The sequence below is a fragment of the uncultured Gordonia sp. genome (assembly GCF_937858515.1).
Lineage (GTDB): Bacteria > Actinomycetota > Actinomycetes > Mycobacteriales > Mycobacteriaceae > Gordonia.
The window spans coordinates 19,673-45,166 of record NZ_CALLZT010000060.1 but is presented as its reverse complement, the minus strand read 5'-3'; the positions used below and the strand labels follow the sequence as shown (position 1 = coordinate 45,166).

Sequence of the window (25,494 nt, the reverse complement as noted above, 5' to 3'; positions counted from 1 at the left end):
CGACCGTGCGCGTTACGGCCACCGCGGCCGTGCAGCGGGCGGACCAGCGACTTCTCCGGATGGTCACGGGTGACCTCGGCGAAGTCGGAGCCGCTGGCGCCGCGGCGACCGGGGGTTGTCGGCTTGTACTTACGAATAGCCATAGTTAGTTCTCAGTCCCTACTTTCGAAACCCGGTCAGCTGACCGGACCTCCGAAGATCTCGATGGACTTGCTGCCCTCGGCCAGCGTCACGATGGCGCGCTTGGTGTCCTTGCGCTTGCCATAACCGAAGCGGGTGCGCTTGCGCTTGCCCTGACGGTTCAGCGTGTTCACCGAAGACACCTTCACACCGAAGATCTTCTCCACGGCGATCTTGATCTGCGTCTTGTTGGCGTCCGGGTGCACCAGGAAGGTGTACACGTCGTCCTCGATGAGTCCGTAGGACTTCTCCGAGATCACCGGCGCCAGAATGATGTCGCGAGGATCGGCAATGGTAGCCATGCTCACGCCTCCTCTGTCTTGGCGGTCTTCGTGTTCGCGGCGATGAACGCGGTCAGCGTCTCGACGCTGAACACCACGTCGTCGGAATCGAGGACGTCGTAGGTGTTGAGCTGATCGGCGGCGATCGGCAGGACGTTCTGCAGGTTCGCCACGCTCTTCCACGCGGTGAGGTCCTCACGGGCCAGCACCACCAGGAACTTCTTGCGGTCGCTGAGCGACTCCAGGAAGCCGCGCGCCGACTTGGTGGACGGAACCTGCCCGGCGACCAGTTCGGTGACCACGTGGATGCGCTCGTTGCGCGCCCGGTCCGAGAGGGCTCCGCGCAGGGCGGCGGCCTTCATCTTCTTGGGAGTGCGCTGGCTGTAGTCACGCGGCTGCGGGCCGTGTACGGTGCCACCGCCGACGAACTGCGGTGCGCGCGTGGAACCCTGACGTGCCCGGCCGGTGCCCTTCTGGCGGTACGGCTTGGCGCCGCCACCGCTGACCCGGCCACGGGTCTTGGTCGCGTGGGTGCCCTGACGCTTGGCGGCCTGCTGTGCGATGACGACCTGGTGCAGCAACGAGATGTTGGCCGGTGCGTCGAACAGCTCGGCCGGCAGGTCGACGGTGCCGTTGACCGAACCGTCGGCGGCCTTGACCTCGAGCGTGAGCTTGGTTGCGGATTTGGTCAGATCGGTGCTCATTACGCACCACCCTTCACTGCGTCGCGGATCACCACGATGCCGCCCTTACGGCCGGGGATCGCGCCCTTGATCAACAGCAGACCCGCCTCGGCGTCCACCTTGTGGACGGTGAGGTTCTGCGTGGTCACCTTGTCGTTACCCATGCGTCCGGCCATCCGCATGCCCTTGAACACGCGGCCCGGGGTGGCGCAGCCACCGATCGAACCGGGAGCGCGGTGCACGCGGTGCACGCCGTGGCTGGCGCCCAGACCGGCGAAGCCGTGACGCTTCATGACGCCGGCGAAGCCCTTGCCCTTGGAGGTGCCGGTCACATCGACCAGTGCTCCGTCGGCGAAGATATCTGCGGTCAGCTCCTGTCCGACGCTGTACTCGGCCACATCGGCGACGCGGATCTCGGCCAGGTGCCGGCGCGGGGTGACCCCGGCCTTGGCGAACTGACCGGCGACAGGCTTGTTGACCTTGCGCGGATCGATGGCGCCGTAGGCGAGCTGCACGGCGGTGTAGCCGTCCTGCTCGGCGGTGCGCAGCTGGGTGACGACGTTCGGGCCCGCCTGGACGACGGTGACCGGAACGACGCGGTTGTTCTCGTCGAAAACCTGGGTCATGCCGAGCTTGGTGCCCAGGATTCCTTTGGTACTCGCTTGGTTGCTCATGTCTTTTCTCGCCCCCGCCCTACTGGATGTTGACGTCGACGCTGGCCGGAAGGTCGATGCGCATAAGCGCGTCGACGGTCTTCGGCGTCGGGTCGAGGATGTCGATGAGTCGCTTGTGAGTGCGCATCTCGAAGTGTTCGCGGCTGTCCTTGTACTTGTGCGGCGAACGGATGACGCAGTACACATTCTTTTCGGTGGGCAACGGCACCGGGCCGACGACGCGTGCACCCGTACGGGTCACGGTCTCCACGATTTTGCGCGCCGAAGCGTCGATCGCCTCGTGGTCGTAGGCCTTGAGCCTGATGCGGATCTTCTGTCCCGCCACGCTGTGTCCTCTTCCGTCAGTTGTTCTCGACAGACGAACACCGCGTGGCCGCCACAGCCAGGTGCCACCAAAGCACCTGAGACATCGGCGCGTGAGGCCGACGGTCACATGACCACCCGTGTGAGATTCGGGGATCGACGCTGTTCATCTATCGTTGTACGTTGGCTTTCCACTGGAGAAAGCCGGTTGTGCTCCGGCACCCGCGGTCGGGCGTGTCGTGACCGTGAACCTATGAGGGTTGCACGCGGAACACGCCAGACCCCGTGTCGGGAGCCTGGGAGTTATTCACCTGTTCCGGGGCCGCGTTTCACCGCAGCCCCGGGCAAGGCAACCTGACAATTATGCACCATCGGGGGTGCGGTGTTCAAATCAGCGGACCTCGCACCCCCTTCGCGCCTCAACCAGCAGTACGGCTCGGCGCGTCGGCTTCCGTACCGGAGGCCTCGACGGCCGGCGTCTCGATGTCGATGGTCTTGCGCAGCGGCCGGTTCGGGATGAACAGGATCGCGATGATCGCGACCACGGCACAGGCGGCACCGATCTGGAAGATCGTCGCCGTCGCGTCACCGTAGGCGTGCCTGATGACATCGGCGACGGGTTCGGGCAGCGACTTGATGTCGAGATTGCCGCCGCCGGACTGTTTGCTGGTGTCGATGCCGAGCTTGGCCAGTCCGCTCTCGGACAGATCGGCGACGTGGGTCGCCAATACCGAACCGAGCACCGAGACACCGATCGCACCGCCGAAGGTCCGGAAGAAGGCGACATTGGCCGAGGCCGCGCCGATGTCCTGCACGCTGACGGTGTTCTGCACCGCCAGGACCAGGTTCTGCATCAGCGAACCGGTGCCCAGGCCCATGACGAACATGTAGACGCTGATCGCGGCGATCGGTGTGGCGTGGTCGATGGTGCCCAGCAGGGCCAGGCCGATGGTCAACAGGATCGACCCGCCGATGATGAAGGGCTTCCATTTGCCGAAGCGCGTGATCATCAGACCGGAGAACATGGTGCCGGTGAGCATGCCGACGACCATCGGGATGGTCAGCAGTCCGGCCTCGGTGGGGCTGTAGTGCCGCGCGGTCTGGAAGTACTGCCCCAGGAACGTGATGGCACCGAAGAGTGCCAGACCGACCATGACCGAGGCGATGATCGCCAGCGCGGTGGTGCGCTCGGCGATGATCTTGAGCGGGATGACCGGATCCTTGGCCTTGGATTCGACGTACACGGTCAGCCCCAGCAGGGCCAGGCCACCGATCACGTAGTAGGCACTCTCGGGCGAGATCCACTCGTAGTAATCGGCCTTGCCGGCGAACGAGACCCAGATCAGCAGGACGCTGACGCCCGCGGTCATCAGGGTGGCGCCGAGCCAGTCGATGCTGACCTCGGACTTGCGCTGCGTCTCCAGATGCAGGGTGCGCTGCAACAGACCGAGCGCGACGACGGCGAGCGGGATGCAGACGTAGAAGCACCAGCGCCAACCGAGCGGGCTGTCGGCGATGACACCGCCGAGAACCGGACCGCCGGCCATCGCCACGGCCATCACCGCACCCATGTAACCCGAGTACCGGCCGCGTTCGCGCGGCGGGACGATCGAGCCGATGATCGCGACGACCAGCGCGGTCAGACCGCCCATGCCCAGGCCCTGCACGACGCGCCCGACGAGCAACAGTTCCATGTTGTGGGCCGCTCCGGCGAGCGCCGAACCGGCCACGAAGATGATCAACGAGAGCTGAACCAGGAGCTTCTTGTTGAACAGGTCCGACAGCTTGCCCCAGATGGGTGTCGATGCCGCGTTCGCCAGCAGTGCCACGGTGACGACCCAGGCGTACTGGGTCTGGGTCCCCTTGAGGTCACCGACGATGGTCGGCAGCGCGGTCGAGACGATGGTCGTCGACAGCAGGGCCGTGAACAGGCCCGCCAGGAGACCGGTCATCGCCTCCAGCACCTCGCGGTGCGTCATGGCGACGGTCGGCGACGATGCCGTGTCCGCCGCGCTCGTTGGTGCACTCAATTTCCTCATCCTCTACTTCTTCAAATCTTCAGAAAAACTTGTTCGATTGCGCGACCGGGCCGTGCATTACCTGCCGCGCGCCGCTCACTCGGCGATCGCCTGCCGGAGTCTGGCGATCGTCTCGAGCACCTCCCGGGTCTGCTCCTCGGACCAGTCGGCGAACTTGGGCGCGTACTCGTCCACCCGGTGTTCGAGTGCGGTATTCATCCGTTCCCGGCCCGCCTCGCTGATCTGTACGAGACTCACGCGCCCGTCGTCCTCGCACCGGGCGCGTTCGATGAGCCCGTCGGCGGCCAGGACCGCGATCTGCCGGCTGAGTGCGGATTCGCTGATGCACAGCTTCTCGGCGAGCTGGTTCTGCCGCAGCGCACCGTGGACATACAGCGTCCACAGGAGTCCGAGCAGCGGCGCGGGCATGTCGACCCGGGCCGACGTGCGCTGTGCCATCGCGCGTGCTGCGCGCAGCAGCAACGACATCTCGTCGACGAGTTCGACGACCGTCTCGTGTCGCGGCGCCATCGGCAAAGCCTCCTAGATAGTTGATTGACGAAAGTAAACGTTACGCCGCCGGCGGAGCTCCGTCACCATCGTCGTCAAGTGACTTTGGTCCCACCGCCCGTCCCGGCCGCCCCCTCGCCACACCGACCGCCCGCTTGTTCGCGCTGCCGCGAACGCACGACGGGATTACGCTCTTGAGGTGAGGCCCCCACGTCCGGTGTCCAACCACCTCGTCGCCCAGCTCGCCGAGACCCGCTCGGGCAACACCCGCGCCAACGTCCTGGAAGAATTGCGCCGCCTCATCCTGTCCGGGTCAGTGCCGCCCGGCACCCAGATCCCGCCGGCGGAGGTGGCATACGCGTTCGCCGTGAGCGCCATCCCGGTCCGCGAGGCACTCAAGACGCTGATCGGTGAAGGCCTCGTCGACCACCGGCCGCACGGTGGCTACAACGTCAGCCTGCTGTCGGTGGAGGAGTTGCACGAGATCTACTTCGTCCGCGGCGTCCTGGAGGAGGCCGCGCTCGCCCGCGCCGTCGACAAGGCCACCGACGACGACCTCGCCCGCGCCCGCCGGTATCACGAGCAATTGCTGACGGCCACCAAATTCCGTGACCGCAAGTCCTTTCACGACGTCTCGCGCAAATTCCACCGCCAGCTCGTACTGCCGTGCGCGATGCCGCGCCTGCTCAACATGTTCGAATCGACGTGGAATCTCACCGAACCGTTCCAGGTGATGCGATCGGTGTCCGAGGACATTCAGCACACCCTCAACGACGACCACGCGCGGATACTCGACGCGGCGGCCGCCCACGACACCGACACCGTCCTGAATCTCGCCCGGCGCCACCACACCCGGCTTGGCGAGGCGATCGTCACCGCCGAACCCGATCTCACGCTGCGGCCGGATCATTCTGGCCCACAATAGGACTCATCTATCCGGGACCGATCAGCCGCAATGCTCATCAGATCGATCCGGGCCGGAGGAAAAATATATCGGCGAGGTAATCGCCGAGTAACACACTGTTCCTAGGTTGAAAACCGTCAACGTCGACCCGACGTCCGGCTTAACCGAGGAGAAATCATGACCGCCACGGAAAACGCCCCTGCGACCGCGCACAGCGCCGCCGGTGAAAGTGTCATAAAACTCGAGTATCACCAACGATTGACCAACAGCGACCTCGCACCACTGCGCAAGCAAAGCTGGACCTGGTACAACATCTTTGCTTTCTGGATGTCCGATATTCACAGTGTCGGCGGATATGTCTTCGCCGGCAGCCTCTTCGCCCTCGGTATCGCCGCCTGGCAGGTGCTGGTGGCGCTGATCATCGGCATCGTGGCCGTCAACATCCTGTGCAACCTGGTGGCCAAACCGTCACAGCTGGCGGGGGTTCCGTATCCGGTGACCACCCGGGTGTCATTCGGCGTGATGGGCGCCAACATCCCGGCCATCCTGCGCGGGCTGATCGCCGTCGCCTGGTATGGAATCCAGACCTACCTGGCCTCGGTGGCATTCGGCCTGCTGGCCATCAAGTTCTGGCCGAGCCTGGCGAAATATGACGTCGTCGACGACTACGGATTCCTCGGCCTGAGCATCCTCGGATGGGGCGGCTTCATCCTTATGTGGATTCTGCAGGCCATCGTCTTCTGGAACGGTATGGAGACCATCCGCAAATTCATCGATTTCTGCGGACCCGCCGTGTACGTCGTGATGGTGATTCTGGCCGGCTACCTCATCGCCAAAGCGGGCTGGAGCAACGTCTCACTGGATCTGTCCGTCGGACCCGGAAAAGTGGGCTGGGATTCGGTGACCGCCACCATCGGAGCGATAGCCCTTGTGGTGTCGTACTTCTCGGGACCGATGCTCAACTTCGGTGACTTCTCCCGCTACGGAAAGACATTCGGCGAGGTCAAGAAGGGGAACTTCTGGGGACTGCCGGTCAACTTCCTGTTCTTCTCGCTCCTGGTGGTGTGCACCGTCTCGGCGGGCGTCACCGTCATCGGCAAGGATGAGAACGGCGCGATCATCACCGACCCGGTGCACATCGTCGACCGCATCGACAACACCACCGCCGCGGTCCTGGGCGTGCTCACCTTCGCGATCGCCACCATCGGTATCAACATCGTCGCCAACTTCGTCTCCCCCGCCTTCGACTTCTCCAACGTCGCGCCGACCAAGATCACCTGGCGCACCGGCGGAATGATCGCCGCGGTCGGTTCGGTGCTGATCACCCCGTGGAACCTGTTCAACAACCCCGACGCGATCCATTACACGCTGGACACCCTCGGCGCGGTCATCGGCCCGCTGTTCGGCATCCTCCTGGTCGACTTCTATCTGATCAAGAAGCAGAAGATCGTCGTCGACGACCTGTTCAGCATGGAACCGGGCGCCACGTACGCATACCGCAAGGGCTGGAATCCGGTCGCGGTGATCGCGACCGTCGTGGGTCTGATACCGCCGCTGTGCGTGGTCATCTGGGGTACCGCCTACGCCGCGAGCTTCACCTGGTTCATCGGCGCCGGTGTCGCCGGGGCCGTCTACTGGACCGGGATGAAGTACGCGCCGAAGACATTCCTCTACGACTCCGGTGTCGAGCCCGTGGTCGGTGCCGACGCCGCCGACGGATCCGCCGAACGCACGCTGTACTGAGCGGTCCTGTGTTCTCGCGCCGGCCCCCTCGTGAGTCACGAGGGGGCCGGTGTCGTCACCACTCCTCCTCACCCCGGGAGCCCACATGCGCATCGTCGTCATCAACCCCAACACCACCGCGTCGATGACGGCCGTCATCGACAGTGCCGCCCGTACCGTCGCCCGGCCCGACGCCGAGATCGTCTCGGTCACCTCCACGATGGGGCCGGCCTCGATCGAAAGCCACTACGACGAGGCGCTGGCCGTGCCCGGCGTCCTCGCCGCGATCGCGGACCACCCGGGAGCCGACGGCTATCTGCTGGCGTGCTTCGGCGATCCCGGACTTGACGCCGCACGCGAGGTCGCCAAGGCCCCGGTACTCGGGATCGCCGAGGCGGCAATGCATCTCGCCGCACCGCTGGGCCGCGGATTCTCGATCGTCACCACCGCCGGCCGCACCATCGGCCGAGCCGCCGACCTGGTCGGGCACTACGGATTCACCCGCAGCTGCCGCGGCATTCACGCCTGCGAGATCCCCGTTCTGGAGTTGGAGACCGATCCCGAGGCGCTCGCCGTCATCACCAAGATGTGCGCGGAAGCGCTGACCACCGACGGCTCGGACGCGGTGGTCCTCGGTTGCGCCGGGATGGCCGAATTCGCCGCCGGCATCGGTGACGACGTGGGTGCGCCCGTGATCGACGGCATCGCCGCCGGGGTGGGGATGCTGACCGCGATGGCCGCGATGGGCCTGCGCACCGGCACCCGCACCGGCGAGTTCGCGCCGCCGCCGGCCAAGCCGTATGCGGGCCTGCTCGCTCCGTTCGCCCAGTAGTCCCACTTCTTACCAAGCAGTAAGATGGCGCGCATGTCGATCTCCACCGCGGCCGGAAGCGCCACCTACCGTCTTCGTCGCAAACTGCCCGACAACGTCGTCGGCAATGCACTGTTCTCCCTGGGCATGGTGGCCCGGGTCCCCTACTTCGGCACGATCCTGCCCTACGTCTCGGAGATGGAACCCGGACGCTGCGTGGTCTCCGCACCCAAGTGGTTCGGCATCCACAACCACATCGGTACCTTCCACGCCATCGCCGCCTGCAACCTCGCCGAGGTCGCCATGGGCATGTTGATGGAGGCCACCACCCCCACCACCCACCGCTGGATCCCCAAGGGCATGTCGGCGCAGTACCTGACCAAGGCCAACACCCGCCTCACCGCCACCGCCACCCTCGCCCATCCGATCGACTTCGCCACGATCACCGAGGGCACCGACGTGGTGGTCTCCATCGAGATCCGCGACACCGACGGCATCGAGGTGGTCCACTGCGACATCACCACCTGGGTCACCCCCGCCTGACCCTGTCACAAACCCCACCGCTGAGACCCGGCGGGGAGATTATTGCGATGCGGGGCCTCAGCGGTGGAGTTTGTGACGGAGGTGGTCGCGGCGCCGGACAATTTCAAGAATGGATTCCTCTGCGGCGGCCCAGTCACGGACTATGTCGTGGTAGGTCAACCTGACCACCAGGTATCCCTTTTCGACGGCAATGCGGTCACGTTCCCGGTCTTTGTGGAACTGCGCGACGTTATGATGAAACTCCTCACTGTCGACTTCGATGATCAGCCGGTTGCCCACCAGGAAGTCCACCCGGCCGATCCCGCGGATCCACACCTGTGGGGTCAGCTTGACGTTGTGGGCCCGCAGGCGGCACCGGACCATCGTTTCGGTCCCGGATTCGGCGGTGTCGCATTTGTCCACGAGATTTCGGACCTCGGCGGGACACTGTCGTAGCAGGTGGGCGACCTCATCCCTGCCTGCCAGGCCCAGGTTGATGATCGAGTCGACGACCACGATGATTCCCTCGCCATCGAGGCACCGCACAGCGTGACGCAATGCCACATCGACGCCGTCGACGGCCTGGTCTTCCGGCTCCGGTCGGCCGTATTGCCTGCAGAAGTCGTTGTCCGGCCTGGCGCGGTGAGCCGCGCCGCAGGCACGGGCGTGGGTGCGGCGACCTATGTTCGGCACCCACACCCCGGCCAGCTTGAGCGCTGACACACAACTGCACACCCCGCCCGAGGCGACCGCTGCGACGACGGTCTTATCGGCCCACGGCGCTGCATACCACCCCCTGCGTACCGGTCGGAGTTGTCCGGCTGAGATCAGTCGCCGGATCTCCGCGTGGGCGAGGGCCGACCGCAGGGTCGCGAACGAGACGACCCCATGACCATGGGCAAGGGCGGTGCGCGAGTTCATCCACCCAGCGTGGACAGCAGACCCCCGGATGTCACGGCGCCCATCCACAGGCCGGCCGACTGTGGATGCGTCGGTTGACGGGCGAGGCCGTCACAAACCCCACCGCTGAGGCTCGGCGAGGAGATTATTGCGATGCCGGAGCCCACCGGTGGGGTTTATGACGAAAGCGCCGCGACCATAACGGTGGTGGCGTGCGGTCCGCTGCGGCCGCCGGGCGGGAGGATGGATCCGTCCACAATCCGCAGGCCGTGGACTCCGTCCAGCGCGCCGAACCTGTCCGTCCGGTCGCCCATCGGCAGTGATCCCGACGCGTGCTGGGATGTGCGGACCACCGGGTCCACGCGCACCGATCCGGGTTCGATGATGCCCCGGAAGTCCCCTGAATTCAGCATGTCCTGGACCTGGTCGAGTTCGGGGGCCAGGCGCGCGGGTAGGTCCGGTGCCGAACCCAGGTCGACGGTCAGGGTGGCACCGTCCCAGACCAGGGTGCCGGGAGTGCCCGGCGACATGGCGGCCACCCCGATGGCCGGTCCGAGTGGTGGGACACCGTCGATGTAGTCGGCAAAATCTCCTCCGTAACAGCGGATCTCACAACCAGATGCGGTGTGTGCCACCGTTGGGAGCAACGGTGTGGGACGCCCCGGCGAGTGCCGTAAACGGTAGTGCACCAGCATCTCCCGATGTTCGACAACGCGCAGCGGCCCGGTAGCCAGACCCGAGGCGAAAAGGATCGCCGCAGTTCCGAGTGTCCCCGCGCAGAGGACGACTTCGTCGCACCGGATCGACTCAGTGTCGCAACGCACGCCCAGCACCCGGTCGCCCTTCGACTCCAGCGCGGTCACCGTGGTCGACGTCCGGACGGTGAGGTTCGGCCGCCCGAGCGCAGGACGCAGGAATGCCTCGGCGGTGGTCACCCGGCGTCCGCCCGCCGCGTCGCGAATGCTGTTGGAGTGGATCCGATTGACCCCGACGGCCGGCCACCGCTCACCGACCGGTCGGGTGGGCAGCAGCGCGCCCCACCATTGTTCGAAAGCCCTTGCCGCGTCGGGGAGTTCGTCGTCGGCGAAAGGGCTTGCCGACATCACCGACTCGACCTCGGCGTAGGCAGCTTCGATGTCGGCGATCGGGTGCTCCCAGGACACGAAATCGTCGCGGTGCCAACGCAGAAAATACGCACCGTTCACCGCGGCCGACCCTCCGATCCCGTGACCACGCACCACCGCCAGGTCCGGCGGTGACACCGGATAGCTGACCGTTCGCCCGACCGTGGCAGCATCGGCGCCGACAGGCAGGTGGTACAGATCGGTCACCTCGGCGTAGGGCCATCCCGGCCCACGTTCGAGCAGCAGCACCGAACGGTCGGGGTCACGCGAGAGTCTTTCGGCCAGCACACATCCGGCACTGCCCGCGCCGACGACGACGACGTCGTGCATCACTTGCTCAGGACCGGCCGCAGCGCCCCCGGATCGCGGTGGGCGATCACCCCTTGCCACAGCCCGAGACCGTAGGCGAGGTCGTCGAGGCGGCGCATGATCACATAACCCACGGGACCGAGCGCGGGCCGTACGCCTGGCTCACTGATGAACCGGCGGGTCCAGTCGATGAGGCCCTCGGCGATCGCCACCTCCACGACCAGTGTCCGGTATCTGCGGGAAAACAGTGTGGGCACAAGGGCTATCGGCCAGTAGTGCCGGCAGATCGCCGCCCCGGCCTGCAGAAGTCCGAAGCCGGCGGCGCGACCGGTCATCCGGGCGGCGACCAGCGGGGCCTGCGGCAGGCCGTCGAGCCGACGGCGCAGGCGCACCGCCATCTGCCCGAGCAGCAGCATCGCAACCGCCGTACCCGTGGCGGTACGGGTGAGCAGCGCGACGACGGCGGCGGCCATGGTGACCGACATGACGATCGGCGCGGCAAGAGTCTGATGCCTGTCGGCCAGATAGGCCGCACCGGTGCCGTAGAAGCGGCGACGTCCGAGCACCTCGCGCATTCCGGTGCGGTGGTCGTGGGCCACGCGCGCCACCGGGTCGTACCGCAGCCGCCAGCCGGCCTCGTGCAGACGCCAGCACAGGTCCACATCCTCGGCCACGCGCAGCGACTCGTCGAAACCGGGAAAACTGCTGCGGCGCACCAGCATCGCGGCACTCGGCACGTACGGCATCGGGGTGGACGGCACCACCGGAGCCTCCGTCGGCCCCATATCGAGCGAGGAGTATCCGTTCTCGTAGCGGGCGGCGAGAGCGAACAGGCCTGGGCGCGTGTTCAATCCGACGATGCGGGGTGCGGCCACCGCCACCGCAGGGTCGGAGAAATGCGGCAGCAGCATCGTCAGCCAGTCGGGTTCGGGCACACAGTCCGAATCGACGAAAGCGACGAAATCTGTTGTCGCGGCTGCCGCTCCGGCGTTGCGAGCGGCGGCGGGGCCGCGATTGCGGTCTAGACGCAGCACACTCACCCCGTCGCCGTGCACGGTGATCGGAACGTCCGAACCGTCGTCGACGACGATCATCCGGGCCTCACCCCGGGTCGCGATCAACCGGTCGATGCCCTCCTGGTTGTCACGCACCGGGACCACGACGGTCACCTGATCGGCAGACGGCCCGAACATCGGCCGCGGGTGGGCGATCCCGGCATCGAGCAGGCGACGGCAGAGGGTTCGGGTTGCCTTGTCACACACAGCAATACGACCATCGGAAGACATCATTCCGAGGGCGGCGTCGGACAGCCGCAGCATCCGGGTCGGGGAACCGCCGACGAGGTAACGCAGGTCGCCCCGCTGGGCGCAGCGCAGGTCCACCTGCACCTGGAAACCATCGGGCAGGTCGGTCGGCACGGCCGCTACCTCGCCGCCGGTACTCCCGTCGCGGCTGTCGACGACGCTCACGCGGCGGCACCGCCCCGCAGCAGACCGCGGTCGTCGACATCCCACCGGGCGACCGCCGACACCAGTGCCGAGGTGAACGCGCCGACGAGGTCGGCGCCGCGCGCCGCGGTGGCGGTGGTGGGATCGCCCAGCACCCCGTTGGCACTCACCGCGGCCACCCCGCCGGCCCGCATCGGCGCCAGTAGTTCCGCGATCGGCGCGCGATTGCCGGGCGCCGCGTCTGTCAGGCGCACATCGCCGGGCGTCAGATGCAGCAGCACCGATGTCTCGGTATCTCCGGCGTGGGCATCGCCGGCCGGATGTCCGCAGGCGAACCAGGCCACGTCGCGGCCCTCGTAGCGCAGCAGCCGCACCGCTTCGACCAGAGTCCGGCCGTTGCCGCCGTGCCCGTTGACGAACACGATCCGCCGTGCCCACCGGCATGCGCTGCGCCCGTACTCGATGAGCACCAGCCGCAACGCCTCGTGACCCAGCGAGATCGTCCCGGGAAAGCCCTCGTGCTCGCCGCTGGCCCCGTACGGCAGGCCCGGTGCCACCAGGAAGGTCTGATCGGACGGATTACCGGCTAGCTGCGGCTGGGCGCGGCGGGCCACCGCATCGGCGATGCGGATGTCGGTGTCGAGGGGAAGGTGCGGTCCGTGCTGTTCGACGGCGCCCAGCGGAACGAGCAATGTCACCGCGGAGCCGTCGAGCTCAGGCCATGAGAGAGCACCGAGCCCCGAGCCACGCGTCATTCGGTCAACTCTAGCGATAGGACGGCACCGGGGTAAGGGTGACCGCAGGCAGGTTCATATATGGTTCCGGGCCCCCTTCCCGAACGTTCGCTCGGGTGTGCCAAGCTGTGGTGACCGACGACACAATCACACGATCGCGCGGCCACGAGTACCACCGGAGGCAGGCGGGGTCCCCATACCCGAGGAGATTCGGAATCCATGACATCCACACCGAACGTCACCAGTGGAAAAAGCGGTCCGCTGCACGCCATCCGGGTCATCGAATTTGCCGGAATCGGTCCCGGACCGCACGCCGCGATGCTGCTGTCGGACCTCGGTGCCGATGTGGTCCGCGTGCAGCGGCCGGGCCAGCTGCCGAAACCCGGAAAGGTCGGTGACGCCCTGCTGCGCGGCCGGAAGGTCATCGAGGCCGATCTCAAGAATCCCGCCGACCGCGAGACGGTGCTCGGGCTCATCGCCAAGGCTGACGTACTCATCGAGGGTTTCCGCCCGGGAGTGATGGAACGTCTCGGTTTCGGGCCCGACGACCTCGCCGAGGTCAATCCCGGACTGGTGTACGGGCGCATGACCGGCTGGGGCCAGGACGGCCCGCGCGCCGACCGCGCCGGACACGACATCAATTATATCTCCCTCACCGGTCTGCTGCACGCCGTCGGCCGCGCCGGTGAGCGTCCGGTGCCGCCACTCAACCTGTTCGGCGACTTCGGCGGCGGATCGATGTTCCTGGTCGTCGGTGTACTCTCGGCGCTCCTGGAACGTCAGGTGTCCGGGCGCGGGCAGGTCGTCGACGCCGCGATGGTCGACGGCGCCTCGCTGCTGGGGCAGATGATGTGGGCCTTCCGGGCCACCGGCATGTGGTCGGATGTGCGCGGAGTGAACTTCCTCGACTCCGGCGCCCCCTACTACGACGTCTACGAGACCTCCGACGGCAAGTACATGGCCGTCGGCGCCATCGAGCCGCAGTTCTACGCCGAACTCCTCAAAGGCCTCGAACTCGACGACGCCGACCTGCCCGGACAGGGCGACATCACCCGCTGGACGGAGCTGAAGAAGATCTTCACCGACACGTTCGCCTCCCGTACCCGGGAGGAGTGGACCGCGGTGTTCGACGGTACCGATGCCTGCGTCTCGCCCGTCCTCACCTTCGGCGAGGCACCCGACGAGCCGCACATGGCCGCGCGCGCCAATCTCGTCGAGATCGACGGTGTCCGGCAGGCGCAGGTAGCGCCCCGGTTCTCACGCACCTCGCCCGACACGCCGGCCGGACCGACAACGCAGGCAACCGATCCCGCAACCCTCTGGGTGTAGTCCGACGACACAGCGAGGGCCCTTCCGACCGGGAGGGCCGTCGCCGTCTGCGTGGTGGGTCAGACCTTGGAGTGACCCATATCGATCGGAAGCTGTACGCCGGTAAGAGATTTGGCGGAATCTGAACACAGGTACAGGACGGCGTCGGAGATCTCGTCGGGTTCGGCTATCGGGTTGTAGTCCATCAGTGACGGGAAGAACCGGGTGAACTTCGGATTCCCGAACACCTCGATGGCGGAGGCATCGCCGACCCCCATCGGCGTGTTGACCGCATACGGATGCAGCGAGTTGACCCGGATCCGGTAGGGCGCAACCTCTTTGGCGACCGTCTGGGCCAAGCCGGTCAGGCCGTACTTGGATGCGCTGTAGGAGGCCTGCACCGGCATCGCCTTGAGCCCGGCCACCGACGACACGATGACGATCGAGCCACCGTTGCGCGCCTCGATCATGGTGGGCAAGGTGGCGCGCAGGGTCTTCCAGGCGCCGACGAGGTTGACGTCGATGACATCGGTGAACTGTTCCTCCGACATCTCCCAGCTCAGACCCCAGGTGAGTACGCCCGCATTGACCACGACGTAGTCCAGGCCGCCGAACTGCGTGACGCCGTCGGCCACCAGTTGCTGCTGGAATGCCAGGTCGCGCACGTCGCCCTGCCGGGCCAGGATCTTGCCGCCGACCTCCTCGACGAGCCGGACCGTCTCGGTCAGATCGTCCGGCGTGGCGGGCGGATAGGTGGTGTGCTCGGCGATCGGTCCCGCGATGTCCAGACCGATGATCGACGCCCCTTCACGCGCGAAGCGGAGTGCGTGATTGCGGCCCTGACCACGGGCGATGCCGGTGATGTAGACGACCTTGCCGTCAAACTGTCCCATTCCAGAACTGTAACACGTTCTAGTTTGGGTCAGCTGTCACAAACCCCACCGCTGAGGGCCGGCATCGTAATAATCTCCTCGCCGGGGCTCAGCGGTGGGGTTTGTGACGGCTACCCCCCGTAAGACCGTTCGAAGCCTTCCGGAATGATCAGGTCCGCCCGGCTCAGCTCGTGGACCGACTTGTGACCGGTGCCCATGAGCACGCCGTCCAGACCCATGCGCAGCAGGTCGAGGACGTTCTCGACGCCCGTCTGGCCGTTGGCGGCCAGACCCCACAGGTAGGCGCGGCCGATCATGACGGCCTTGGCGCCGAGCGCCACGGCCTTGGCGACGTCGCTGCCCCGGCGGATTCCGCCGTCGAGCAGCACATCGATGTCCTTGCCGACGGCGTCGGCGATGGGGCCGAGCACGCGGATCGTGGCGGGGGTGCCGTCGAGGTTGTTGCCGCCGTGGTTGGAGACGGAGATGGCGGTGGCGCCGATGTCGACGGCGCGCTTGGCGTCATCGATGCGGGTGATGCCCTTGACCATGAACGGCCCGCCCCACTTCTCCCGCAGCCATTGCAGGTCTTCCCAGGTGGGCGAAGGGGTGTTCATCCACTCGCCGTAGGCGCCGAAGAAGGTGGGACCGGGCAGGCCCTTGCCGTGCGAGACGTTGGGGGCGGTCAGATCCGGGATGACCAGGTTGCCCTTGTTGAACCAGTCCCAGGCGTACTTCGGTTTGACCGCGACCTCGGGCGCCAGCCGGATCAGCGCCTTGAGGTCCATCTTCTCCGGGATCTCCGGGCTGCCCCAGTCGCGGCCGATGTTGAACACCCAGTCGGTCGTGACGATCAGGCCCTTGGCGCCCGCCTCACGCGCCCGCTCAGCCCGGGCCAGGATCTCTTCCTTGGTGCCGAGCCAGTAGATCTGGAAGAAGATCTTGTCGTTGACCGCGGTGACCTCCTCGATGGGATGGCTCGCGAAACTCGACAGGCCCATGGCGGTACCGCGTGCGGCGGCCGCCCGGGCCACCGCCACCTCACCGTCGATGTCGACAGCCTGCACACCGGTCGGCGAGATCATCACCGGGAACGGCAGATCCACGCCCATCACCGACGTCGACAGGTCACGGTCGTCCTGGGCGCCGATGACGTGCGGGGCGAATCCGAGTTCGGAGAACGCGTCGACGTTGTCGTTGACGGTGATGCCGCCCTGGGTGCCCGCCACCAGGGAGGAGTACACCGACTTGGGCAGGCGCCGCTTGGCGCGCCGCTGAGCCTCGGCAACGGTCTCGAACCACGGGTTACGCGCCCACGGGTTGGTCAGCTTGAAGTTCGCCATTGAATTTCGCCTCGGGATCTTTCGCTTGTTGCTGTCGGAGGGAATGCGCGTCAGCCGACGGGGCTGAAACCGGCCAGGGGGTTCTCGTCGCAACTCTTCGACGGCCGGCCGAGCGGGGTGAAGCTGCCGTCGGAGCCACGGGTCATCAGCGTCAGCGGGGTGCCGCGCGAATGGTCCTTGTTGGCGGTCGGTTTGCTGCGTTCGCCCGCCAGCAACGATTCTCCGTAGCCCTGAACACATTCGGGGTCAGGACCGTCGAGGGGCAGGCCGGTGAAGAACTTGGCGGCCATGCAGCCACCTCGGCACGAGTCGAAGTGGGTGCACTTGGCGCAGGCCCCGGCCGACTGTGGTTCGCGCAGTTCGGTGAACAGGTCCGAGCGCTGCCAGATCTCCTGGAAACCGCCGTCGGACAGGATGTTTCCGGCGAGGAAGTTCTCGTGGATCGCGAACGGGCAGGCGTACACGTCGCCCACCGGGTCGATCAGGCACACCACGCGGCCGGCTCCGCACAGGTTGAGCCCGGGCAGGCCTCCCCCGCTGCCGCCGAAGGCCGACAGGTGGAAGAACGAGTCACCGGTCAACACCCGATCACCGTGTGCGACAAGCCAGTTGTACAGGTCGAGCTGCTGCTCGGGGAGCGGGTGCAGGTCGTCCCACACGTCGGCGCCGCGCCCGGAGGGACGCATGCGGGTGATGCGCAGCGTGGCGTTGTACTTGTCGGCGAGAGCCTTGAAGTCGTCGAGCTGTGAGACGTTCTGGCGGGTCATCACCACGGAGATCTTGGCGTCCTTGAAACCGGCCTCGTGCAGGTTCTCCAGCGCCCGCACCGCCATGTCGAACGAGCCCTTGCCGCGCACGGCGTCGTTGACCTCGGCGGTGGCCCCATCGAGCGAGATCTGCACGTCGACGTAGTCCGACGCGGCCAGGCGGGCGGCGACCTTCTTGTCGATGCGCAGTCCGTTGGTGGAGAACTTGACGCCCACCTTGTGGCTTGTGGCGTAGTCGACGAGTTCCCAGAAGTCCGAACGCACCGTGGGCTCGCCGCCGCCGATGTTCACATAGAACACCTGCATACGTTCGAGCTCATCGATGATGGCCTTGCACTGCTCGGTGGACAGCTCACGCGGGTCGCGCTTGCCCGACGACGACAGGCAGTGCACGCAGGCGAGGTTGCAGGCGTAGGTCAGCTCCCAGGTGAGGCAGATGGGGGCGTCGAGGCCCTTCTCGAACTGGTCGACGAGGCGGCCGACCTTGGGCGGTGCCTGTAGGTCGAGCCTGGGCGTCGCCCGTACCCGGGCTGCCAGATCTGCTGCGCTGGGCGGCATCTCAAGTGTTGTCATCGGATCTCCCGGTGGTGGTGGGGTACGGGCAGGGGCCTGCTTGTGGGGTGAGTACGAACACGGCGCCGACGTCAGCGCCGGGTGATCATTCCCGAGTCGGCGAGCGCACCGAGCGCCTGCAGGTAGAGGGGCCGCTCGATGTCGGTGATGCCGTGTTCGGCCAGCGCGGCCTCCCCCGAGGGCTGCTCGGCGAGGGACTGCACGATACCGACGACGGTCAGGTTCTTGAGAAACGAGAGCTTGCGGGTACCGAAGTGGTACAGCAGCGCGCCGAACGGCTCGGGGCGCAGCGCGACCTTCGGGTTGAGCTCCCAGGCAGCGGCCAGATCGAAACCGCGTGCGTGAGTTTCCGCCGGCGTCCCGGCGGCCGCGTCACCGCGGCCGCCGGAATCCGGCACGGTTGCCGGGGCCGACATCAGTAGACCCCGCACATCCCATCGATCGACACCTCTTCAACGAGCGATTCGCCGACGAGTTCCGGGCTGGTCACTTCGGTCACATTGGCGCTCTGGTCTGCCATGATCCATCCTCCTGTATCAGTAGTGATGCGGATCACGACATACTATAATGGCACCCGGTGCATCAATCTAGTCATTGGGCCGAAACTAGCCGAAAAGACAGCCCGGCCCGCGCCTGTTCCACTATGCGCGGCACAGGAATACGATGATGTTCCAAGCGCGAGGGGTGCGCCGGGCAAGCGCGCCGGGCAGGGGGCATCTAGCACTGGGCATCTCAGGCAGGGCCGGGACACGGGGAGGTGATCATGGCCGTTCGGGAGACCACTCGTGCGCCGGACCCGGTCGACACGGCCCCGCAACCCGGGCGCCGACCGGTCACCTCGCACTCCCAGATCAGCACCATCGCCATCGATCTGTTCACCGCCAAAGGCTTCGACGAGACCAGCGTCGACGACATCGCCGAGGCCGCGGGCATCGCCCGGCGCACCCTGTTCCGCTACTTCCCCAGCAAGAACGCGATCGCCTGGGGGGATTTCGACGCCCATCTCGACGCGATGCGCACACGGCTCGCACTGATCCCCGACGACCTACCCATCGCGCAGGCCCTGCGGCAGGCCCTCGTGACATTCAACGAGGTGCCCGACGGCGAGCTCGGCAATCACCACCGGCGCTTGCGGCTGCTTCTGGAAGTACCTGCGCTACAAGCATATTCAATGCTGATGTATGCGGACTGGCGGCAGGTGATCGCCGGCTTCTGCGCCGCCCGGCTCGGTGTCGACGCCGACGAACATCTCCCGCAGACCATCGGCTGGCTGTGCCTGGGTACGGCGCTGGCCGCATACGAGCAGTGGCTCGCCGATCCCGACACCGACCTGATCGATCTGATCGAGGCCGGCAGCGACCTGCTCGCCGTGGGCGTCGCAGCCCTCCACTGAACACTCCACCGGGTTCACCGATAGATGCCGTCGCTCCCTGCCACACCGGCGAGTTCGGCGATGGTCTGCTCGGCGATCGACAGGACGGCGTCTACGGTCGCCACCGAGCGGGCCGCAACCCGAACCCGGTCGCCGCGCCCGGCCCATTCGGCACCGGAGTCGGCCGTGGACAGGAACACCACAGGCAGGTCCGGGTGACTCATCGTCACCGAGTCCGCGATGAGGATGTAGTCGGGCACACCGTCGATGACGTCGAGGAACCGCGCTGCCGTCCAACCGGTGTAGGCCGGATTGTCGATGAGCGTGACGTCGGGTTGGTCGCCGTCGGCGGTCGGGCTGGTGACGACACCGACGACGGCCTCCCACGAGGCGGTATCGGAGAAGTCGGTCCGCACGAGCAGCGGCGCAAATGTACCGACATACCGCTCGATGGTGTTCCCGGCGCCACGCGCCTGGCGGTAGCGGTCCTCCTCGCGCAGACCGCGTTCGGCGTCGCGGCGCACCTGCGCGATGTCGACGTAACGTCCGTGAAATCCGAAGACGGCCGGCGAGAAATGATCGGCGACCACCAGGTCCGCCAGTTCGATCGCGCCGAATCCGCCGGCGTCGCGTCCGATGACCACACCGGTTTCGTCGTCGAAAGTCCACGCGACCAGGAGTCCGCTCGCGGTCTGCACGCACGGCACCGTCCACCCGGTGCGTCCCCGGACCGTCGCCGCCTCGATCGGCCCGGCCGGCCGGTATGGGGGTTCGGGAGCGTCGGGTGTGCTGAAGGTGGCCGAGCGACCCTCGATGATCTGCAGTTCCGCGGTGCGCTGCACACGGGCGGGCCACTCGCGGTGCAGCGTCAGCAATTGTTCGGGACCACCGGAATACGAGGCGGCGGGACGGGCGAAACGGTCCGAGCGCACCATCACCTCGCCGGATCTGTCGAAGCACCAGCGCGTTCCGGCGATCCGCTCCGGATTGCCGGCGGCGTCCTCGATCCGCCACAGGTCCGGCGGCGCGTGCCAGAGGCGACGTTCACGGGTGCCGGCCGGCCCGGCGGTGTGGATGGTCGCGCTGATGGCGTCGGCTGCGGTCGCACGGTTGCGGCGAAGGAGTTCTGCCCACGTCGGGGTGACCATTCGTAGAAGATAACAGCGGAAGGACCGAGAGCACGTGGCCGGCATGTGCCGCAGGCAAGGGGACTGGCGACCAAAACTAGAACATGTTCTACTTTGTGGTGTACAGCACCCCGAAGCGGAGACATCGATGACCGACCTGACCCCCCACAGCTCCCGCAGTGCGATCCTGACTGTAGCCGATGTGGTCGACGAGACCGCCGACGCACGGTCGATCGTCTTCGACGTCCCCGCCGCGATGGCCGACAAGTTCACCGCGTACAAGCCGGGCCAGTTCCTCACCCTGCGCATCCCGAGCGAGGAGACCGGTTCGGTCGCCCGCTGCTACTCGCTGGCGTCCTCGCCCGTGTCCGGAGAGCTGCCCAAGGTCACGGTCAAACGCACCGTCGACGGCTACGGCTCCAACTGGGTGTGCGACAACCTCACCATCGGATCACAGATCGAGGCGCTACCGCCGAGCGGGGTCTTCACCCCCGCCGACCTCGACGCGCCGCTGCTCCTGATCGCCGCCGGCAGCGGCGTCACGCCGGTGATGTCGATCCTGAAAACCGCTCTGGCCGCCGGCAACGGGCCGATCGTGTTCTTCTACGCCAACCGCGGCGAGAACGACGTCATCTTCGCCGCCGAACTGCGCGAGCTGACCCACGCCCACGACGACCGGCTCACCGTCATCCACTGGCTCGAAAGCCTCTCCGGGCTGCCCACGGTGCCGACGCTGGCGCGGATCTTCTCCCCCTTCGCCGGTCACCACGCCTATCTGTGCGGCCCCGGACCCTTCATGGACGCGGTCCACAAGGGTTTGGCCACAGCGGGATTCGCGCATCACGACGTCCATTCGGAGGTGTACTCGTCATTGTCGGGCGACCCGTTCGCCGACATCGCGCACGAGGCGCCGACCGCTGAGGAAGAGGCCGACGCCGCGACCGTCGACATCGAACTCGACGGCGAAACCCACACACTGAGCTGGCCACGCGGGCGCAACCTCGTCGACGTTATGCTCGCCGCCGGACTCGACGCCCCGTACTCCTGCCTGGAAGGCGAATGCGGTTCGTGCGCTTGCACTCTCACCGAGGGTACCGTCGAGATGGGCAATCCGGGCGCGCTCGATGAAGACGACATCGCCGACGGCTACATCCTGGGCTGCCAGTCGACACCGACGTCGGACAGGCTGCGCGTCGAATTCTGATCGGCGACTGTGGTACCCACGCACCGATGAGTACGTGGGTACCACAGTTTCTCAGATCAGTTCGCTGATAGGGGTTTCGGTCATCAGCCTCGGCCGGGTCTTCATCACCGCCGCCACCTTACCGGCACCCACGACGGCAGTCAGGATCCCGTCTCGGCTGTAGTAGGCGAGGAACTTCTTGCCGTCGTCATCGACGATGTGTACGTCGTCGTCGGCGCGCGGTTCGCCGAGTACCTGGATCTTGACGTCGTACTGATCGCTCCAGAAGTAGGGCACCGCCCCCCGCACCGACTCGCCGCCGGTGATGGTCGCGGCGACGACCGAGGCCTGCTCAACGACATGGTTCCAGTGCTCCACTCGCTTCGGATTCCCCTCTCCGTCAAGCCAATTAGCTACATCACCGACGGCGTACACGTCGTCGGCGCTGGTCTTGCCCACCGCGTCGCAGGCGATGCCACCGCCGACCGAGCGGTCCGCGAGTTCGATGCCCGAGCCGTCGAGGAAGCCGGTCACCGGGATCGATCCGATACCGACCACGACGATGTCGGCGGGCAGTTCGGTACCGTCATCGAGCTTCACCGCAGTCACCCGGTCGCCGGAGCCGTAACCCCCGGATTTCTCACCCCCACTGACGATTTCGGCGACACCGACGCCGGCGCGGACGTCCACCTCGTTGTTGATGTGCAGCCGGGTCACCAGCTCACCGATCTGCTCGCCGAGCGCTGCGGCCAGCGGTGTGGGTGCCGGTTCCACCAGTGTCACCGGCACGCCGTACCCGCGCAGAGTCGCGGCCACCTCGCAGCCGATGAAGCCCGCGCCGATCACCACAGCCGAACGCGCACCGTCGATCTCGGTGCGCAGGCCAAGGGCGTCGTCGATGGTCCGCAGGGTGTGCAGACCCGCGAGGCTCTCGTCGGCGCCCGGGAAGGCGCGCGGTGTCAGGCCCGTGGCCAGCACCAGCGTGTCGTAGGCGACCGTCTCGGTGTTCCCCGGATCGTCGGTGTGGGCAACGGTCAGCGAATGTGCCTGCGGATCAACCGAAACCACGGTCCGTCCGGTACGCAGATCGATCGACGAGTCGGCGAAGAACTCCGCCGGCTTGAGGTCCGGGCGTTCCTGCTTGCCGGCGAGCACGTTCTTCGACAGCGGCGGCCGATCGTACGGTGGATGCGGCTCCGCGCCGATCAGCGTGACAGATCCCTCGTACCCGGCACTGCGTACCGACTCGGCCACCCGGATCCCGCCGAGTCCCGCTCCGACGATGACCACTCCGGCATTGTTCCCCATGTGTGGTTGTTCTCCTTGTCTGCCCGGTCGGGCCGAATGTCGTGTCCGGCTGCTTCCGGACCAGCGGTCAGCCGGATATCGCACGTCGCGAAGCTAACCCGCCGCACTGCCGACCCCCGCCACACTGCCGACGGTGGTGAGATCGGACAGAAGCCAATGTCCCCCGACATTACGCATAAAAGCCCACCGGGCGATAGAGCTTGTCTCGCCGCCCGCCACGGTCCGCCCCGGAATCGAGACCCGCTGGTCGATGAACACCAACATGCGCAGCTCGCCGCGATCGTCATGACCGGCCGCACTCACCCCTACCCCGACGACCTTCGCCGTCATCGCCACCTTCAACTGCCGTGCCCCTGCCAGCACCACGTCCGGTCCGCGGGAGCGGTATTCGGCCACCAGCCGGCCCGTGAGCCGGGCGGCGACGCGCTCCCGGTCGCGGTTCTGTGTCGTCGGGGCGAATGTCATCAGGTCCTCCACGGCGTCGCGTGTGGCGGTCTGCAGCACATCGCGGCGCTCATCGCTCATCCCGGTGCCCGACCGTGACCCGGCCATGAACGCCACCACCGCCACGGTCAGCGCTAGCACCACGATCGCCGCGCTCGCGGTCAGCCACCGCCGTTGCCGCCGCCCGGGGCCGCGTTCGCGCACGGGTGGGGTGAACGGCCGGGCGCGATAGCCGGCCGGGCGCGAGGACCGGCGCCGATCCGCTGATTCCATCACGATCCCGCCTTCACCGGTGAGGCGCCGGTGATCCGCCACCCGTCGGCGGTCCGCAGCAGACTCACCGACAGCATGATGCGGTCGCCCTGGGCCGTGCTGCCGACGAGTTCGGGGTTGGAGGCCTCGGCCACCACCAGCACGTCGGCCGTCGAACCGGCGGCGTCTCCGTCGGTCGGGTCGGTGCGCAGACCCGCGGCGACCACATGGCCCGAGCTGGCGGCGGTGAGCTTTCCCGCTTCGGTGATCAGCGTGTCGCGAGCGGCGATCAGTTGTTCGCGCCGGTCACCTGCCGACACACCGATGACGCGGTCGGCAAAACCGGCGGCGTCGGCGGGATCGGCGGTGAGCATCGTCGTGACACCGTCGGTGGCCGCGGACAGCACCTGCGAGCGACCCGCGTCGTCGTCGCCCGGAGTGCGCGTGAACAGCGCGATCGCGGTGACGCCGAGTACGAGCGCGAGCACGACCAGGGCGGCGACTGCGGACTTGAGCAGCCCGGTGCGTGACACCGCGCGAGCCCACAGGTCGTCGGCGGCGGCGATCCGGGCCAGCCGGGCCTCGCGTTCGGCGGCCCGCACCCGATCTTCGGCCGCGCCGAGGTTGCCGGCCACGGTGGTGTCGCTCATGCTGTCTCCTCGACCCGGGCCAGTTTCCAGGCATCCCCGGACCTGACCAGTCGCACCCACAGCGTGCGGGAACCTGTCACCGCCTGCCCCGACTCGGGTGTCGTGGTCACGTCGAAGACGGTCAGCATCTCGCCCCAGCCGGGTCCGTCGTCGATCACGGCCGACGCCGTGGGGCGCCACACCACGCTGCGTACCCCGGACTGCGGAGTGCCCTGCAGCAGCGCCCCGTAGGTGGCCGCGAAATCACCGGTCACCAACGAGGTGACATCCTTGCGAGCGTCCGCCTGCCCGGGTGCGTCGACGGAGAACACCGCCGCGACGATTCGTCCGGACTCGGCGCGCAGCCCGTCCCGGTCGGGTGCACTGTCGCGGCCGGTGGCCGCGACCAGCACCAGCACGGCCAGGATCGCGGCCACCAGCGCCACGATGATCAGACAGAGGGCTCCGGCGCGGACACCGACGATCGGGCGCCGTAACACCGGCGGTAGTCGGGACCAGGTATCCCCTGAAGTCGCGTTCATGGTAGGTATTGCACCGCCGCGAGTTTGGGACCACCGTCGGAGTCGGCCAGGAGCACCCGCAGCCGGAAGCTCTGGGACCGCTCGTCTTGTGCGCCGGTGAAGCGGACCGTGGCCGCCACCAGAACGGTCGCGCGTCCGGGGGTCCGCCCGCTGATCGCCGCACCGTCGACCGTGCCCTCGGCGACCGTTCCGCGGGACTTGACGAACTTGGTATAGGCATCGGCGGACTGCGCGAACTCGTCGTAGAACTCGCCGGTCGCGCCGGCCAGGATGCGCTGGGCGCGGCCGGGCTGCCGGTAGTCCGGGCTCAGCAGCATCGTCACCCGGTCCGTCGCCGCCTGCTCGTAGTCAGCGTCGGTGGTGTGGCCGGAAGCGTCGTACCAGCGCGCGATACCCCAGCCGGCCAGGGCAACCGACAGCACAACGGCCAGCGCCGCGGCCCATCGCCACCATCGGGGCGTTCCCGGGACGGCACCGGCCGCGACCCGCGCATCCCGCAGATCGTCGACGGCCTCCCGCAACGCGGTACGCGCGGCACGCTCACGTGCGAGCACCTCGCTCCGCCCCATCGCTGCCTCCCCTGGTCGTTCCCGTCCCTATTACAGTAGCCACCCCGGCATCGGTGCCCACCGCGTGCTCGTCCCAAACCCC

The 25,494-nt window shown here is 67.1% G+C and carries 28 protein-coding genes and 1 pseudogene; 7 read left to right on the top strand and 22 right to left on the bottom strand.

What is annotated here, in order from left to right:
• The 7 genes and pseudogenes from Q0627_RS05275 to Q0627_RS05245 form a co-directional block, all read right to left on the bottom strand.
• A pseudogene (locus Q0627_RS05275) lies at positions 1–143 on the bottom strand (50S ribosomal protein L2); the annotation flags it as partial.
• 33 nt (positions 144–176) lie between these two features.
• Positions 177–482: a 50S ribosomal protein L23 gene (gene rplW / locus Q0627_RS05270; RefSeq protein WP_291011810.1), complete on the bottom strand. Its 306-nt coding sequence runs from the start codon at positions 480–482 to the stop codon at positions 177–179.
• Between the two features lie 2 nt (positions 483–484).
• Entirely contained in the window at positions 485–1,165 is a 681-nt protein-coding gene (rplD, locus tag Q0627_RS05265) for a 50S ribosomal protein L4 (RefSeq protein WP_291011807.1), read from the bottom strand.
• Positions 1,165–1,818 carry a 50S ribosomal protein L3 gene (rplC, locus tag Q0627_RS05260; RefSeq protein ID WP_291011804.1) on the bottom strand — a complete coding sequence of 218 codons (654 nt, stop codon included), beginning with the start codon at positions 1,816–1,818 and terminating at the stop codon, positions 1,165–1,167. The genes rplD and rplC overlap by 1 nt, the downstream gene beginning before the upstream one ends.
• Positions 1,819–1,837: 19 nt before the next feature.
• Entirely contained in the window at positions 1,838–2,143 is a 306-nt protein-coding gene (rpsJ, locus tag Q0627_RS05255; RefSeq protein WP_003938093.1) for a 30S ribosomal protein S10, read from the bottom strand.
• Positions 2,144–2,540: 397 nt separating this feature from the next.
• Complete coding sequence (locus Q0627_RS05250) at positions 2,541–4,151, bottom strand: MDR family MFS transporter (RefSeq protein ID WP_291011802.1); 1,611 nt, start codon at positions 4,149–4,151, stop codon at positions 2,541–2,543.
• A gap of 84 nt (positions 4,152–4,235) precedes the next feature.
• Positions 4,236–4,670 (bottom strand): MarR family winged helix-turn-helix transcriptional regulator, encoded by a 435-nt coding sequence (locus tag Q0627_RS05245; RefSeq protein WP_291011799.1) that lies wholly within the window; start codon positions 4,668–4,670, stop codon positions 4,236–4,238.
• A gap of 196 nt (positions 4,671–4,866) precedes the next feature.
• On the opposite strand from Q0627_RS05245, the gene Q0627_RS05240 reads away from it, so the two are divergent.
• The 4 genes from Q0627_RS05240 to Q0627_RS05225 all read left to right on the top strand — a co-directional run bounded on the left by Q0627_RS05240 (position 4,867) and on the right by Q0627_RS05225 (position 8,629).
• Positions 4,867–5,574 carry a GntR family transcriptional regulator gene (locus Q0627_RS05240; RefSeq protein WP_291011859.1) on the top strand — a complete coding sequence of 236 codons (708 nt, stop codon included), beginning with the start codon at positions 4,867–4,869 and terminating at the stop codon, positions 5,572–5,574.
• Between the two features lie 156 nt (positions 5,575–5,730).
• Complete coding sequence (locus Q0627_RS05235; protein WP_291011797.1) at positions 5,731–7,296, top strand: NCS1 family nucleobase:cation symporter-1; 1,566 nt, start codon at positions 5,731–5,733, stop codon at positions 7,294–7,296.
• An 85-nt stretch (positions 7,297–7,381) separates the two neighbouring features.
• A complete protein-coding gene (locus Q0627_RS05230) occupies positions 7,382–8,107 on the top strand; it encodes an aspartate/glutamate racemase family protein (protein ID WP_291011856.1) in 726 nt (241 codons plus the stop codon).
• A gap of 33 nt (positions 8,108–8,140) precedes the next feature.
• Positions 8,141–8,629, top strand: coding sequence for a hotdog fold domain-containing protein (locus Q0627_RS05225; protein ID WP_291011795.1), 489 nt, complete (start codon positions 8,141–8,143; stop codon positions 8,627–8,629).
• Between the two features lie 57 nt (positions 8,630–8,686).
• Here Q0627_RS05225 and Q0627_RS05220 read toward each other — a convergent pair whose 3' ends face one another.
• The 4 genes from Q0627_RS05220 to mftE all read right to left on the bottom strand — a co-directional run bounded on the left by Q0627_RS05220 (position 8,687) and on the right by mftE (position 13,144).
• Positions 8,687–9,529 (bottom strand): DUF559 domain-containing protein, encoded by an 843-nt coding sequence (locus tag Q0627_RS05220; RefSeq protein WP_291011793.1) that lies wholly within the window; start codon positions 9,527–9,529, stop codon positions 8,687–8,689.
• Between the two features lie 155 nt (positions 9,530–9,684).
• Positions 9,685–10,962: a mycofactocin system GMC family oxidoreductase MftG gene (gene mftG / locus Q0627_RS05215; RefSeq protein WP_291011791.1), complete on the bottom strand. Its 1,278-nt coding sequence runs from the start codon at positions 10,960–10,962 to the stop codon at positions 9,685–9,687.
• A complete protein-coding gene (gene mftF / locus Q0627_RS05210) occupies positions 10,962–12,410 on the bottom strand; it encodes a mycofactocin biosynthesis glycosyltransferase MftF (protein ID WP_291011789.1) in 1,449 nt (482 codons plus the stop codon). Before mftF ends, mftG begins: the two co-directional genes overlap by 1 nt.
• On the bottom strand, positions 12,407–13,144 hold the full coding sequence (gene mftE, locus Q0627_RS05205) for a mycofactocin biosynthesis peptidyl-dipeptidase MftE (RefSeq protein ID WP_291011786.1): 738 nt from the start codon (positions 13,142–13,144) through the stop codon (positions 12,407–12,409). Before mftE ends, mftF begins: the two co-directional genes overlap by 4 nt.
• 198 nt (positions 13,145–13,342) lie before the next feature.
• On the opposite strand from mftE, the gene Q0627_RS05200 reads away from it, so the two are divergent.
• On the top strand, positions 13,343–14,452 hold the full coding sequence (locus tag Q0627_RS05200) for a CaiB/BaiF CoA-transferase family protein (RefSeq protein ID WP_291011784.1): 1,110 nt from the start codon (positions 13,343–13,345) through the stop codon (positions 14,450–14,452).
• Between the two features lie 59 nt (positions 14,453–14,511).
• Here the strand turns inward: Q0627_RS05200 and Q0627_RS05195 are convergent, their stop codons facing one another.
• The 5 genes from Q0627_RS05195 to mftA all read right to left on the bottom strand — a co-directional run bounded on the left by Q0627_RS05195 (position 14,512) and on the right by mftA (position 18,506).
• The gene (locus Q0627_RS05195) at positions 14,512–15,324 is read right to left on the bottom strand and encodes a mycofactocin-coupled SDR family oxidoreductase (protein ID WP_291011781.1); all 813 of its coding nucleotides are present in this window, start codon (positions 15,322–15,324) and stop codon (positions 14,512–14,514) included.
• 110 nt (positions 15,325–15,434) lie between these two features.
• Positions 15,435–16,646, bottom strand: coding sequence for a pre-mycofactocin synthase MftD (gene mftD / locus Q0627_RS05190; protein WP_291011778.1), 1,212 nt, complete (start codon positions 16,644–16,646; stop codon positions 15,435–15,437).
• 50 nt (positions 16,647–16,696) lie between these two features.
• On the bottom strand, positions 16,697–17,986 hold the full coding sequence (gene mftC / locus Q0627_RS05185; protein WP_291011775.1) for a mycofactocin radical SAM maturase: 1,290 nt from the start codon (positions 17,984–17,986) through the stop codon (positions 16,697–16,699).
• Positions 17,987–18,057: 71 nt separating this feature from the next.
• Positions 18,058–18,402 (bottom strand): mycofactocin biosynthesis chaperone MftB, encoded by a 345-nt coding sequence (gene mftB / locus Q0627_RS05180; RefSeq protein WP_291011773.1) that lies wholly within the window; start codon positions 18,400–18,402, stop codon positions 18,058–18,060.
• The gene (mftA, locus tag Q0627_RS05175; protein WP_291011769.1) at positions 18,402–18,506 is read right to left on the bottom strand and encodes a mycofactocin precursor MftA; all 105 of its coding nucleotides are present in this window, start codon (positions 18,504–18,506) and stop codon (positions 18,402–18,404) included. Before mftA ends, mftB begins: the two co-directional genes overlap by 1 nt.
• Positions 18,507–18,749: 243 nt before the next feature.
• Between mftA and mftR the strand changes: the two genes are divergently transcribed.
• Positions 18,750–19,379 carry a mycofactocin system transcriptional regulator gene (gene mftR / locus Q0627_RS05170; RefSeq protein WP_291011766.1) on the top strand — a complete coding sequence of 210 codons (630 nt, stop codon included), beginning with the start codon at positions 18,750–18,752 and terminating at the stop codon, positions 19,377–19,379.
• Between the two features lie 14 nt (positions 19,380–19,393).
• Here mftR and Q0627_RS05165 read toward each other — a convergent pair whose 3' ends face one another.
• Entirely contained in the window at positions 19,394–20,506 is a 1,113-nt protein-coding gene (locus Q0627_RS05165) for a DUF6924 domain-containing protein (RefSeq protein WP_291011765.1), read from the bottom strand.
• Positions 20,507–20,633: 127 nt separating this feature from the next.
• Between Q0627_RS05165 and Q0627_RS05160 the strand changes: the two genes are divergently transcribed.
• Positions 20,634–21,689: a ferredoxin--NADP reductase gene (locus Q0627_RS05160; protein WP_291011763.1), complete on the top strand. Its 1,056-nt coding sequence runs from the start codon at positions 20,634–20,636 to the stop codon at positions 21,687–21,689.
• Between the two features lie 51 nt (positions 21,690–21,740).
• Here the strand turns inward: Q0627_RS05160 and Q0627_RS05155 are convergent, their stop codons facing one another.
• The 5 genes from Q0627_RS05155 to Q0627_RS05135 form a co-directional block, all read right to left on the bottom strand.
• The gene (locus Q0627_RS05155; RefSeq protein ID WP_291011760.1) at positions 21,741–22,976 is read right to left on the bottom strand and encodes an FAD/NAD(P)-binding oxidoreductase; all 1,236 of its coding nucleotides are present in this window, start codon (positions 22,974–22,976) and stop codon (positions 21,741–21,743) included.
• 93 nt (positions 22,977–23,069) lie between these two features.
• On the bottom strand, positions 23,070–23,693 hold the full coding sequence (locus Q0627_RS05150) for a hypothetical protein (RefSeq protein WP_291011758.1): 624 nt from the start codon (positions 23,691–23,693) through the stop codon (positions 23,070–23,072).
• Complete coding sequence (locus tag Q0627_RS05145) at positions 23,693–24,322, bottom strand: hypothetical protein (protein ID WP_291011756.1); 630 nt, start codon at positions 24,320–24,322, stop codon at positions 23,693–23,695. The genes Q0627_RS05150 and Q0627_RS05145 overlap by 1 nt, the downstream gene beginning before the upstream one ends.
• Positions 24,319–24,843, bottom strand: a complete 525-nt coding sequence (locus Q0627_RS05140; protein WP_291011753.1) for a hypothetical protein — start codon at positions 24,841–24,843, stop codon at positions 24,319–24,321. Before Q0627_RS05140 ends, Q0627_RS05145 begins: the two co-directional genes overlap by 4 nt.
• Positions 24,840–25,412: a hypothetical protein gene (locus tag Q0627_RS05135; protein WP_291011750.1), complete on the bottom strand. Its 573-nt coding sequence runs from the start codon at positions 25,410–25,412 to the stop codon at positions 24,840–24,842. Before Q0627_RS05135 ends, Q0627_RS05140 begins: the two co-directional genes overlap by 4 nt.
• Positions 25,413–25,494: the final 82 nt, after the last annotated feature.